Genomic DNA, 12,586 nt, shown 5'->3' with positions numbered 1-12,586 from the left:
AGATGGGGCATCCCACTCATATCGACAACCGAAACTGCAAGATCGACGCGCTGGGGCGGCGGGGGCGCGGGGCGGGGGTGCGGGGGCGTGGGGGGTTAGACCAGGCGTAGGCGGGCTGCGCGGATTCGGGTCAGGGTGCGCTCGCGACCGAGCACCTCCAGGGACTCGAACAGCGGCAGGCCCACGGTGCGGCCGGTGACCGCGACCCGTACCGGCGCCTGCGTCTTGCCAAGCTTCAGGCCCCGTTCGGCGCCGACCGCCTCCAGCGTCGACTTCAGCGACTCGGCATCCCAGGACTCCAGCGCCTCGAACGCCGTGACGGCGTCGTCGAGCAGCTCGGCCGAGCCGTCCTTCATCGTCTTGGTCCAGGCGGCCTCGTCGATAAGCGGCGAGGCCAGGAAGAGGAAGTCGACGTTCGGCACGATCTCGCTGAGCACCGCGATCCGCGTCTGCGCCAGCGCCGCCACGGCGGCGAACGCGTCGGCGTCGAACTCCTCCGGCTGCCACGGCGGCGGCGCGATGGTCTCGGTGCCGGTCAGCCATGGCTGGCAGGCGTCGATGAACTCGGCCACCGGGAGCGCGCGAATGTACTCGCCGTTGAACGCGCGCAGCTTCTTCTCGTCGAAGAACGCCGGGGACGGGTTGACCTCCTCCAGCCGGAACTCGTCCTCGATGACGGACCAGGGGACGATCTCCCGGTCGTTGGAGGGCGCCCAGCCGAGCAGCATCAGGTAGTTGCGCATCGCGCCGGCGAGGTAACCCTCCTCGCGGTACGCCTCCAGGGCGACCTTGTCCCGGCGCTTGGAGAGCTTCTGCCGCTTCTCGTTGACGACCACGGGCACGTGCGCCCACACCGGCGGCTTGACCCCGAGGGCGTCCCAGAGCAGCTGCTGCTTGGGGGTGTTGGGCAGGTGCTCCTCGGCCCGGATCACGTGGGTGATGCCCATGGTCATGTCGTCGACGACGTTTGCCAGCAGGAAGACCGGCGAGCCGTCGCCCCGGGCGATGACGAAGTCCTCGATGAGCTTGTTCTCGAAGGTGGGTTCACCACGGATCAGGTCGACCACCACCGTGGCGCCCTCGTCCGGCGTACGGAAGCGCAGCGCGTGCCCCGGGCCGGGGCCGAGGCCCCGGTCGCGGTGGTAGCCGTCGTAGCCCTGGTACTGCGAGCCGGTGCGGGCCTGCACGTCCTCGCGGGTGCAGTCGCAGTAGTAGGCGCGGCCCGACTCGTAGAGGCGCGCGGCGGCGGCCCGGTGCTCGCCGGCGTTCGCCGACTGGAAGTACGGGCCCTCGTAGCTGCCCCGGGAGATCCCGATCCAGTCCAGCGCGGAGAGGATGCCCTCGGTCCACTCGGGCTTGTTGCGCGCCGCATCGGTGTCCTCGATGCGCAGCACGAACACGCCGCCCTGTTGCTTGGCGTAGATCCAGTTCTGCAGCGCCGAGCGGGCGCCGCCGACGTGGAACATACCGGTCGGGGAGGGGGCGAAGCGCACACGTACTGTCACGCCACCAGCCTACGGCGACCGTCGACAGGATTCCGCCACGGCCCCCTGACTCACGGCACCGAGCGGATCTTGACCACCAGGGCGCTGCCGAGCAGGGTGACCACGGCGGTGACCGCGTAGAGCGTGGGATAGCCGCCCAGGTACACCACGAGCGGGGCGGAGAGCGCCGGGCCGAGCACCTGCGGTGCCGAGTTGGCGATGTTGATGACGCCCAGGTCCTTGGCCCGGTCGGTGGCCTGGGGCAGCACCTGGGTGATCAACGCGGCGTCCACCGAGAGGTAGACGCCGTAGCCGGCGCCGAGCAGCAGCGCCGCGACGACGGCCATCGGCCAGACCGGCGCGACCGCGAGCAGCAGCGCCGCCACCGCCATGATCAGCCCGGAGGCGATCACGTAGATCTTGCGGCGGCCGGAACGGTCGGACAGTCGGCCGGCGACCACCGCGGTCAGCATCATCCCGAGCGTGTAGAGCAGGATCAGCACCAGCAGGCCGCCCTCGGGGTCGGGGTGGCGCACCCCGTCGCTGAGGAAGTACAGCAGGTAGAGGGTGCCGAGCGCGTTGCCCAACTGGACCAGGAACCGGGTGATCCAGGCCCAGGCGAAATCCGGGTGCCGTCGGGGGCTGATCCACATCGAGGCCAGCAGCGTCCGCGTCCGCAACACCGGCCGATGGGTACGCGGCAGCGGCTCGTCGGGGGTGAGCAGCGCGAACGGCAGCGACAGCAGCAGGATGGCCACGGCGATGGCCAGATAGCCGGCCGCGTTGCCGGTGACCAGGGCGGTGACCAGCACCGCGCCGAGCACCAGCCCGAGCGCCTGCGGGATGCCCACCCAGCCCGAGACACCGCCGCGCTGCCGTACCGGAACCCGGTCCGGGATGGCCGCGGTGAGGCTCGCCAGCATCGCGTTGAAGCAGACCTGCGCGGCGACCCAGCCGAGGGCGACCCCGAGGATGGTCCGCTGCTGGGCCAGCAGCACCAGGGCCGCCGCGCCGAGCACGGCCCCGCCCGCCGTCCAGACGTGCCGGCGGCCCAGTTCGCGGCCGGCGATCCGCAGGCAGGTCCGGTCGGAGAACGCGCCCGCGAGGGGGTTGGCCAGCACTGCGGCCAGCGCACCGAGCCCGGTGACCACGGCAAGCATGTTCTCCTTGTCGCCGGGCGCGATCTGCTCGATCTGCTGCGGCAGCAGCACCTGGATGGGCGTGAAGAACGCCATCCAGACACCCAGGTTGGCCGCGAAGATCAGACCGATCCAGCCGCGCCGCACCGGCACCGTCGGCTCGGCAAGCGCCGCCGGCAGCGATGCCGGCGTCGGGTCGAGGGTGGTCACCGCGCCGACCCCGGCCGGCTGGCCGCGATCACGTCGCGCAACCAGGTGTACGACGACTTCGGCGTACGGGTCTGGGTGGGGTAGTCGACGTGCACCAGACCGAACCGCTTGGTGAACCCCTCGGCCCACTCCCAGTTGTCGAGCAGTGACCAGACGAAGTACCCGCGGACGTCCACCCCGTCGTCGATGGCGGCCCGGACCGCGCGCAGGTGCCCGTCGAGGTACGCGATCCGCTCCGCGTCCGCCACCTGCCCGTCGGCGTCGGGTGCGTCGTCGTACGCGCAGCCGCTCTCGGTGATCTCGATGGGCGGCAGCGCGTCGCCGTAGGTGTCACGGAGCCAGCCGAGCAGTTCGTGCAGCCCGTCGGGGGCGACCGGCCAGTCGAAGGCGGTACGCGGGTAGCCGTCCAACGGCACGAGGTCGAACGGCAGGGGCGAGCCCTCCTCGGCAGCGCGTACCCCGGTGGGGTTGTAGTAGTTGACCCCGAGCACGTCGATCGGCGTGGCGATGGTGTCGAGGTCGCCGGGGCGGACGACGCTCGTGTCGAGGCCGGGCAGCTCCGGGTAGCCACGGCCGAGCAGCGGGTCGGTGAAGAGCCGGTTGTGCAGCGCCTCGTACGCCATCCCGGCGTCCCGGTCGGCGTCCCGGTCGCCGAGCACCCGCACCGGGGAGTAGTTGTTGGCGATCGCCACCGGGCTGGTGCTGTGCGCCCGCAGCGCGGCGACCGCGAGCCCGTGCCCGAGCAGTTGGTGGTGGGCGACCGGGAAGGCGTCGAAGAGCAGCATCCGGCCGGGGGCGTGTACGCCCATCCCGTACCCCATGCTCATGTGGACGAACGGCTCGTTCAGGGTGATCCAGAGCCGGACCCGGTCGCCGAGCCGGGCGGCGGTCAGCTCGGCGTAGTCGGCGAACCGGGCGGCGGTGTCGCGGTGCAGCCAGCCGCCGGCGTCTTCGAGGGGTTGCGGCAGGTCCCAGTGGTAGAGGGTGGCGACCGGGTCGACGTCGGTGGCCAGCAACTCGTCCACCAGGCGGTCGTAGAAGTCCAGGCCGGCCGCGTTGGCCGGGCCGGTGCCGGTGGGCTGGATCCGGGGCCAGGCGATGGAGAACCGGTACGCGGAGACTCCCAGCCCGGCCAGCAGCGCCACGTCCTCACTGTGCCGGTGGTAGTGGTCGCAGGCCACCTCGCCGCTGCTGCCGTCGCTGATCCGCCCGGGGGAGCGCGCGAAGGTGTCCCAGATGGACGGACCCCGTCCGTCGGCCGTCGTGGCGCCCTCGATCTGGTGGGCCGATGTGGAGACGCCCCAGCGGAAGCCGGTGGGGAACTGGGGCAGTGGTGCGGTCGACATGCGCCCTCCCGGTCAACGTGAAACGTGTTCGGGACTTTAAAGCGCTCTCGATGAATGCGCCATAGGCCGGGCTGGCGCATTCCGCAATGGTTGATCGGCGTGTCTTTTTCCGAACCCGTCCAGGTAAGTCCGATTTAGCGCATAGAGTGCCGATATCGTGGGATGTCCTCACCGGAGGAAAGACGGAAATGATCCTCGTTGAACGCAGTGCGCACGTGGCGGCGCCAATTGAAGTGGTCTGGGATGTCGTGCAGCGGGCCGAGCAGTTGCCAGCCTGGCTGGCCGGGGTCCGCGCGGCCGAGGTGCTCTCGGGAGAGGGCTTCGGGCGGCGACAACTTGTCCAGGCGGGGCGCGGCTCGGCGCACGAGGCCGAGGTGATCGCCTACCAGGAGCCGACGCTCATCGGCTGGCGGGAACGGGCCAAGGGCGCCGGATCTCGGGCGGAGGCACGCACCGAGATCTACGTCCAGCTCACCGGAGACGAGGAGGAGGGCGGGACGATCGTGCGCCTCATCGTGGTCCGCTGGCCGGCCGGCCCGGTCAAGGCGGCCCTGCTGCGCCTCGGACTGCGTCGGGTCGGCGCCGACCTGGAGGACTCGCTGGCCCGGCTCACCGACCTGGCCGCCGTCGGCTGACGAGCGCCCATCCTCCCGGCGTCACCCGCGACGGCGGTGGTCCGGCGTTCTCACCAGGAACGCCGGCCCACCGCCGCTCCCGTCCCGCCCCGGCCCCGGCCCCGGCCCTCGGCCCCGGCCCTCGGCCCCGGCCTCGCGCCTCGCGGCCCGCCCTCACCAGCGTCGATCATGGACTTGTGGTGCCTGGTTCGCGGTGGTCCAACCGCTTCGTCCCCCACCACAACTCCATGATCGACGTTGGTGAGGGCGGGGCGGGGCGGCGTGGGGGCGGGCGGTGGGGGTGGGTCGAGCGTGACGGAGGGCCCGGGCGCGGATGCGCCCGGGCCCTCCGTGGGTCGTGCTGGGTTAGCTGTCGCCGCCGGTCTCGCCGACCGGGGCGGCGTTGACGTCGTCGATCGCGTACTTCTTGGCGGCCTCGGCCGGCACCGTGGTCGCCACCGCGCCGCTGCGGGCGAGCTGCCGCAGCGTGGCCACCACGATCGACTCCGCGTCGACGTGGAAGTGCCGCCGCAGCGCGTGCCGGGTGTCCGACATGCCGAAACCGTCGGTGCCGAGCGACGTGTAGTCGCCGGGGACCCAGCGGGCGATCAGGTCCGGTACCGCACGCATGAAGTCGCTGACCGCGACCTTCGGGCCGTCCGCGTCGGCAAGCTTCTGCTGGATGTACGGAACCTTCGCCTCGGCGCCCGGGTTGAGCAGGTTGTACTCCTCGGCCTCGACCGCGTCACGGCGCAGCTCGGTCCAGGAGGTCACCGACCAGACGTCGGCGCCCACCCCCCAGTCCTGGGCGAGCAGCTGCTGGGCCTTGAGCGCCCACTGCATCCCGGTGCCCGACGCGAGCAGGTTGGCCTTCGGACCGTCGACCTGCGGTGCCGGCGCATAGTGGTAGATGCCCTTGAGCAGGCCCTCCACGTCCACGTCGGCCGGCTCGGCCGGCTGCAGGGTCGGCTCGTTGTAGACCGTCAGGTAGTAGAAGACGTTCTCCTGGGCCTCCCCGTACATCCGGTGCAGACCCTGCTCCAGGATGTGCGCGATCTCGTACGCGAACGCCGGGTCGTACGCGACCACTGCCGGGTTGGTGGCGGCGATCAGCAGCGAGTGCCCGTCCTCGTGCTGCAGGCCCTCACCGTTGAGCGTGGTCCGACCGGCGGTGGCGCCGAGCAGGAAGCCCCGGGCCATCTGGTCGGCCGCAGCCCACAGCCCGTCGGCGGTCCGCTGGAACCCGAACATCGAGTAGAAGATGTACATCGGGATCATCGGCTCGTCGTGCGTGGCGTACGCCGAGCCGGCCGCGGTGAACGAGGCCACCGAACCGGCCTCGTTGATCCCCTCGTGCAGGATCTGCCCGGAGGTCGACTCCTTGTACGACAGGAACAGCTCCCGGTCGACCGAGGTGTAGCGCTGGCCGTGCGGCGAGTAGATCTTCGCGGTCGGGAAGATCGAGTCGAGACCGAAGGTGCGCGCCTCGTCCGGGATGATCGGCACCCAGCGCTTGCCGAACTCCTTGTCCTTCATCACGTCCTTGAGTAGACGGACGAAGGCCTGCGTGGTGGCCACCTTCTGCTTGCCCGAGCCGCGCTTGATGTCGGCGAAGCGCTCGGGACCGGGGATGGCAAGCCGCTTCGTGCTGGTCCGCCGGGACGGCAGGTAGCCGCCGAGCTGCTCGCGCCGCTCCTTGAGGTACGCCAGCTCCTCGGACTTCTCGCCCGGGTGGAAGTACGGCGGCAGGTAGGGATTCTCCTCCAGCGCCGAGTCCGGGATGTCCAGGTAGAGCCGGTCGCGGAAGGTCTTCAGGTCCTCCAGCGTCAACTTCTTCATCTGGTGGGTCGCGTTGCGGCCCTCGAAGTGCGAGCCGAGGGTCCAGCCCTTGATCGTCTTCGCCAGGATGACTGTGGGCTGACCGGTGTGCTCGGTCGCCGCCTTGTAGGCCGCGTAGAGCTTGCGGTAGTCGTGCCCACCCCGCTTGAGGTTCCAGATCTCGTCGTCGCTGAGCGGGTCGACCATCTTGCGGGTCCGTGCGTCACGGCCGAAGAAGTGCTCCCGCACGTACGCGCCCGACTCCGCCTTGTAGGTCTGGTAGTCGCCGTCGGTCGTGGTGTTCATCAGGTTGACCAACGCGCCGTCGGTGTCCGCGGCGAGCAGCGGGTCCCACTCGCGGCCCCAGACGACCTTGATCACGTTCCAGCCGGCGCCCCGGAAGAACGCCTCCAACTCCTGCATGACCTTGCCGTTGCCCCGGACCGGGCCGTCCAGCCGCTGGAGGTTGCAGTTGATCACGAAGGTGAGGTTGTCCAGCTCCTCGCGGGCGGCCACACCGATCGCGCCGAGCGTCTCCGGCTCGTCCATCTCGCCGTCGCCGAGGAACGCCCAGACGTGCTGCTGGGAGGTGTCCTTGATGCCGCGGTGCTGCAGGTACCGGTTGAACCGGGCCTGGTAGATCGCGTTCAGACCGCCGAGACCCATCGAGACGGTGGGGAACTCCCAGAAGTCCGGCATCAGCCGAGGGTGCGGGTACGAGGGCAGCCCACCACCGGGGTGCGACAGCTCCTGGCGGAACCCGTCGAGCTGGTGCTCGCTGAGCCGCCCCTCCAGGAACGCCCGCGCGTACATGCCGGGGGAGGCGTGGCCCTGGTAGAAGATCTGGTCCCCACCGCCCGGGTGGTTCTTGCCCCGGAAGAAGTGGTTGAAGCCCACCTCGTAGAGCGACGCCGAGCTGGCGAAGGTGGAGATGTGCCCGCCGACGCCGATCTCCGGGCGCTGCGCCCGGTGCACCAGCATGGCGGCGTTCCACCTGACGTACGCCCGGATCCGCCGCTCGACGTGCTCGTCACCCGGGAACCAGGGCTCGCGCTCGGACGGGATGGTGTTGATGTAGTCGGTGGTGGTCAGGGGCGGAACCCCGACCTGGCGTTCACGGGCCCGCTCCAGCAGGCGCAGCATGACGTAACGGGCGCGTTTGGCGCCGCGTTCGTCGATGACACCGTCAAGCGACTCGACCCATTCGCTTGTCTCTTCAGGGTCGATGTCCGGAAGCTGGCTCGGTAGGCCGTCGCTGATCACCGGGCGCTTGCGTTCCGTAGCCACAGGCGTTCCCTCGGTTGTGTGTGGGATAGGTCTCTAGCGCCATCCTGCCCCCTAGTGGCACCCGTCGTCACGTCTAGGTCCCCCCGACGCGATGCTGAACACAGGTACTCGTCGGTAACTTAGCGCGACGGGCGGAGGAAACCTGAGTGGTTTGACCGCTACTCCTACCGTCACCTCCATGAACGGACGCCCTGTCGCGCTCGCCGCGAGCGTGATCGTTGTCGGGACGGTGGGCCTGGTCCTCGGCGCGATCCGACTCGCCTCCTCCGGGTACTGGCCGTCGGTGGGACTGGTGGCCATCGGCGTCCTGCTGGTCGTGGTCGGCGCGGTCCTGCTGCGCGACACGAGACGCGCGGCCCGTCGGACCGAACGCCGGCACTCTCCGGAGAGCGACAGCGCCGGGTACGGCTTCTACCCGGGGCCGTCCGGGGACGCCGGCAGCAGTTGGCGCGGCGACCGTCAGCGCGACGGCGGCCATGACAGCTCCGGCGGTACGGAACCTGTCGGCGGCAGCGCCGGTGGCGACTCCGGGAGAGGCTGGTCCGGCTGGGGCTGGTCCGGCGGCGACTCCGGCGGCGGCTGGTCCGGCGGCGGTGACTCCGGTGGCGGCTGGTCCGGTGGCGACTCCGGCGGCGGTAGCGGCTCGTAAGCGCGCACTGAGGCAGAATGCGACGTATGCGCAGTGACGTGATCACCGTCCAGACCGGGTCCCGACCGACAGTCCGGGACATCACCGCCGAGGCCCAGCAGTTCGTCTCCGGCGAGGGCGACGGACTGCTGCACGTCTTCGTGCCGCACGCCACCGCCGGCCTGGCGATCATCGAGACCGGCTCGGGATCCGACGACGATCTGCTCAGCGCCCTGGACGACCTGCTACCGACCCAGGACCGCTGGCGGCACCGGCACGGCTCGCCCGGCCACGGCCGCGACCACGTGCTGCCGGCGTTCGTCCCGCCGTACGCCACGCTGCCGGTGCTGGGCGGCCGGCTGGCGCTGGGCACCTGGCAGTCGGTCTGTCTCGTCGACACCAACGGCGACAACCCGACCCGTCAGGTCCGCTTCTCCTTCCTCCCCGGCTGACCACCCTCCGTCCGCCTCGCCGGTCCGCCTCGCGCCGCCCGCTTGCGCCAAGATCCTGCTCGAACCTGGATGTAGTGGTGTCCGGGGCGTGGGAGGCCACTACATCCAGGAACGAGTGCGATCTTGGCGCAAGCGGGCGGCCCTTCGGGGCTGCCTGCCAGTCGCGCCCAGGCGTGGCCGTCCCCTTCATGATCTGCGCAACATCAGGGAAACTGCTGCCTCGGCAGAGGTTCAGGCAGCAGTTTCCCTGATGATGCGCGGGCCGGGCCCACCCAGCCCGGCTCGGGCTGCGAACTCAGGGTCGGGTCGTGGTCTGTCCGGCCGGTACGCCCGGACCTGATCGCTGAACTGCGTGAACGGGGTGCTGCGTACGATGTGGTCGTGACGGGGCAGGTGGGTTCCGCGGCGGGCAGGCCGGTGGATCGGGCTGGTCTCACCGCCGATGTGCTGCGCCGGATGGCCCACGTCAGCGACGCCCTGCGACACCGGCAGGGTGCCGCGTTCGCCGAGTTGGGGCTGACTCCGGCCACGGCGCGGGCGTTGCACGAACTGGACCCGGACCGCCCCCTGCCGGCTCGTGATCTGGCCGGCCAACTGGGCTGCGACAGGTCGAACGTGACGGTGCTCGTCGACAAGCTGGAACAGACCGGGCTGGTCGAGCGCCGCACCGACCCGGGGGACCGCCGGCAGAAGACGTTGGTGGTGACCGAGAAGGGCCGCGTCGTGCGGGCCGGGGTGATCGAGGTGATGTCCGACTCCCGACTCCTGTCCGGACTGAGCGACGAGGAGTTGAGCACCCTTCGTGACCTGCTGTGGAACGTGTCCGACGGCGGCTGCCCGGAGTCGCTCGACCCGGCGTGACCGTATCCCCGTCGGCCGTGTCCCACTGGGCGAGCAGGGCTTCCGTCGGTAATGCTGTCCGACGTGACCACCCCGCAAGATCTCGACGACCGGTTCCGGGAGACGCTGGCGGCGCTGCCTGCCGCCGAGCGACGGCGTGACCCCGCCGACCCGGTCACCGACGACGCCCCACTGACTGGCGCGCAGGTGCTGGACCTGTTCGACGCGCAGGTGACAAGCCGGCAGCTCGACCTGGCCAGCCGCTGGTTGCGCAGCTTCGGGGAGGGTTTCTACACCATCGGCTCGGCCGGGCACGAGGGCAACGCCGCGGTCGCCGCTGCGCTGCGCCCCACCGATCCGGCGCTGTTGCACTACCGCTCCGGCGCCTTCTACTGCCTCCGCGCAGCCCAAGCCGCCGCCGACCCGGCCCTGACCGCCGATCCAGCCCTGACCGCCGACCCAGTCCTGACCGCCGACGCGGTCCCGTCGGCCGACCCGGCACCGGCCGCCGACGCCGACCTGTCGGCCGACCCGGCACTGATCACCGACCGGGCGCCGACCGCCGGCTCCGACCGGGCGCGGATCACCGACCGAACGCTGAGCAGCGACCAGGCGCCATCCGCCGAGCCCGGGTCGTCGGTGGACGGTGCGTCGACCCGCGACCGCCACTCGACCACCGATCCTCTGGTGTCCGAATCGGAGCCGTCCGGGCCGGGACAGAGTTCGGCGACAGTGGCCGCCAACGGGTTCGCGGCGTACGCGGACGCGGCCCGCGACGTGCTGCGCGGGATGGTCGCATCGAGCGAGGAGCCGATCGCCGGGGGCCGGCACAAGGTGTTCGGCCGCGCCGACCTGGCCATCGTGCCGACGACCTCCACGATCGCCTCGCACCTGCCCCGCGCGGTGGGGATGGGGCTGGCCGTGGAGCGGCTGCGTCGGCTGGACAGCGCCGGCCGGCGTACCGGAGCGGGGGTGCGGGTCGGCAGCGGCGCGGGCGCGGCACACGCCCCGTGGCCGACGGACGCGATAGTGGTCTGCTCCTTCGGCGACGCCTCGGTCAACCACGCCAGCGCCACCGCGGCCTTCAACACCGCCGGGTGGTACGACCACGCGGGGCTGCGCATCCCGGTGCTCTTCGTCTGCGAGGACAACGGGCTGGGCATCAGCGTCCGCTCGCCGGAGGGCTGGGTGGAGGCGACCCTGCGGGCGAAGCCCGGCATCCGCTACTTCAGCGCGGACGGGGCCGACCCGGTCCGGACGTACGCGGTGGCGGCCGAGGCCGCGGCCTGGGTACGCCGGAACCGACGGCCGGCCGTGCTGCACCTGCGCACGGTACGGCTGATGGGGCACGCCGGAGCGGACGCGGAGTCGGCGTACCGCAGCCCGGCCGAGCTGGCCGCGGACCTCGACCGGGACCCGGTGGCCGCCACCGCGCGGCTGCTCGTCGAGGCCGGTGTGGCGACGGGTGAGGAGCTGCTGGCCCGCTACGACGAGACCGGCTGGCAGGTGCGTCGGCTGGCCGAGGAGGTGCTTGGCGAGCCGAAGTTGGCGTCCGCGGCCGACGTGGTGTCGGCGCTGGCGCCCCGCCGTCCGGTGCGGGTGGCGCGGGCGGTGGCCGACGCCGCGGCGCGGGCCAGCGGGCCGGGCGCTGGCGCGCGGGCGGAGGCGTTCGGCGGCAAGCCGCCGGAGCTGGCCGGGCCGATGACCCTGGCGCAGAGCATCAACGCCGCACTCGCCGACGGAATGCTCGACCACCCGCAGATGGCGGTCTTCGGGGAGGACGTGGCGGCCAAGGGCGGCGTGTACGGGGTGACCAAGGGACTGCGGGACCGGTTCGGGGCGGCCCGGGTCTTCGACACCCTTCTCGACGAGACGTCGGTGCTCGGGCTGGGCCTCGGCGCCGGGCTCGCCGGGATGCTGCCGGTGCCGGAGATCCAGTACCTGGCGTACCTGCACAACGCCGAGGACCAGTTGCGCGGTGAGGCGGCCACCATGCGGTTCTTCTCGCAGGGGGCGTTCCGCAACCCGATGGTGGTGCGGGTGGCCGGCCTGGCGTACCAGGAGGGGTTCGGCGGGCACTTCCACAACGACAACTCGGTCGCCGTACTCCGGGATGTGCCCGGTCTTGTGGTCGCGGTGCCGGCGCGGCCGGACGACGCCGCGCCCATGCTGCGGACCTGCCTGGCGAGCGCGGCGGTGGACGGCAGTGTCTGCGTGTTCCTGGAGCCGATCGCGCTCTATCACAGCCGCGATCTGTACACGGAGGGTGACGGAGAGTGGTTGGCCGGCTATCCGGAGCCGGGCGGGTGGGTGGCCGGGCACGTGCCGATCGGGCGGGCCCGGGTCTATCCGGTCGGCTCGGCCGACGACCTCACCATCATCACGTTCGGTAACGGGGTGCGGATGTCCCTGCGGGCCGCGGCCCTCCTTGCCGAGGAGGGGGTTGGCACCCGTGTCGTGGATCTTCGCTGGCTTGCCCCGCTGCCGGTGGCCGACATCATCCGGGAGGCCTCGGCGACCGGCCGGGTGCTGGTGGTGGACGAGACGCGCCGCTCCGGCGGGTTCGGTGAGGGCGTGATCGCCGCGCTTGTCGACGCGGGATATGTCGGCGCGGCACGACGGGTGGCGGGAGTTGACTCGTTTGTACCATTAGGTCCGGCAGCACGTCACGTACTGGTCTCCGCGGAAGCCATTACCGACGGTGCCCGTACGCTGCTGGCACGGTAAATTCCGTTCCACCCGGTGCGCCACTTGCGCGCAGACCCACA

The 12,586-nt window shown here is 71.3% G+C and carries 9 protein-coding genes; 5 read left to right on the top strand and 4 right to left on the bottom strand.

The genetic code is table 11. From position 1 onward, the window contains the following. Positions 1-95: 95 nt before the first annotated feature. From gltX to ACWER9_RS21930, 3 genes are read right to left on the bottom strand one after another with little or no spacing between them, the layout of a single operon-like run. Positions 96-1,505 (bottom strand): glutamate--tRNA ligase, encoded by a 1,410-nt coding sequence (gltX, locus tag ACWER9_RS21940; RefSeq protein ID WP_452303605.1) that lies wholly within the window; start codon positions 1,503-1,505, stop codon positions 96-98. A gap of 50 nt (positions 1,506-1,555) precedes the next feature. Then, on the bottom strand, positions 1,556-2,833 hold the full coding sequence (locus ACWER9_RS21935) for an MFS transporter (RefSeq protein WP_452303604.1): 1,278 nt from the start codon (positions 2,831-2,833) through the stop codon (positions 1,556-1,558). After that, positions 2,830-4,179 (bottom strand): GH1 family beta-glucosidase, encoded by a 1,350-nt coding sequence (locus ACWER9_RS21930; RefSeq protein WP_452303603.1) that lies wholly within the window; start codon positions 4,177-4,179, stop codon positions 2,830-2,832. The genes ACWER9_RS21935 and ACWER9_RS21930 overlap by 4 nt, the downstream gene beginning before the upstream one ends. 188 nt (positions 4,180-4,367) lie before the next feature. Between ACWER9_RS21930 and ACWER9_RS21925 the strand changes: the two genes are divergently transcribed. Continuing rightward, positions 4,368-4,814, top strand: coding sequence for an SRPBCC family protein (locus ACWER9_RS21925; RefSeq protein WP_030488771.1), 447 nt, complete (start codon positions 4,368-4,370; stop codon positions 4,812-4,814). Positions 4,815-5,159: 345 nt separating this feature from the next. Here ACWER9_RS21925 and aceE read toward each other — a convergent pair whose 3' ends face one another. After that, a complete protein-coding gene (aceE, locus tag ACWER9_RS21920) occupies positions 5,160-7,898 on the bottom strand; it encodes a pyruvate dehydrogenase (acetyl-transferring), homodimeric type (RefSeq protein ID WP_452303602.1) in 2,739 nt (912 codons plus the stop codon). 178 nt (positions 7,899-8,076) lie between these two features. Between aceE and ACWER9_RS21915 the strand changes: the two genes are divergently transcribed. The 4 genes from ACWER9_RS21915 to ACWER9_RS21900 all read left to right on the top strand — a co-directional run bounded on the left by ACWER9_RS21915 (position 8,077) and on the right by ACWER9_RS21900 (position 12,545). Beyond that, entirely contained in the window at positions 8,077-8,547 is a 471-nt protein-coding gene (locus tag ACWER9_RS21915) for a hypothetical protein (RefSeq protein ID WP_452303601.1), read from the top strand. Between the two features lie 26 nt (positions 8,548-8,573). Next, a complete protein-coding gene (locus tag ACWER9_RS21910) occupies positions 8,574-8,978 on the top strand; it encodes a YjbQ family protein (RefSeq protein WP_452303600.1) in 405 nt (134 codons plus the stop codon). Positions 8,979-9,434: 456 nt separating this feature from the next. Continuing rightward, complete coding sequence (locus ACWER9_RS21905) at positions 9,435-9,839, top strand: MarR family winged helix-turn-helix transcriptional regulator (protein WP_452303621.1); 405 nt, start codon at positions 9,435-9,437, stop codon at positions 9,837-9,839. A gap of 51 nt (positions 9,840-9,890) precedes the next feature. After that, positions 9,891-12,545 (top strand): thiamine pyrophosphate-dependent enzyme, encoded by a 2,655-nt coding sequence (locus tag ACWER9_RS21900; RefSeq protein WP_452303599.1) that lies wholly within the window; start codon positions 9,891-9,893, stop codon positions 12,543-12,545. Positions 12,546-12,586: the final 41 nt, after the last annotated feature.

The organism is Micromonospora sp. NPDC003944 (genome assembly GCF_053605225.1).
Note: the sequence above shows the minus strand (reverse complement) of the source record. Positions and strands in the feature narration are given on the sequence as shown.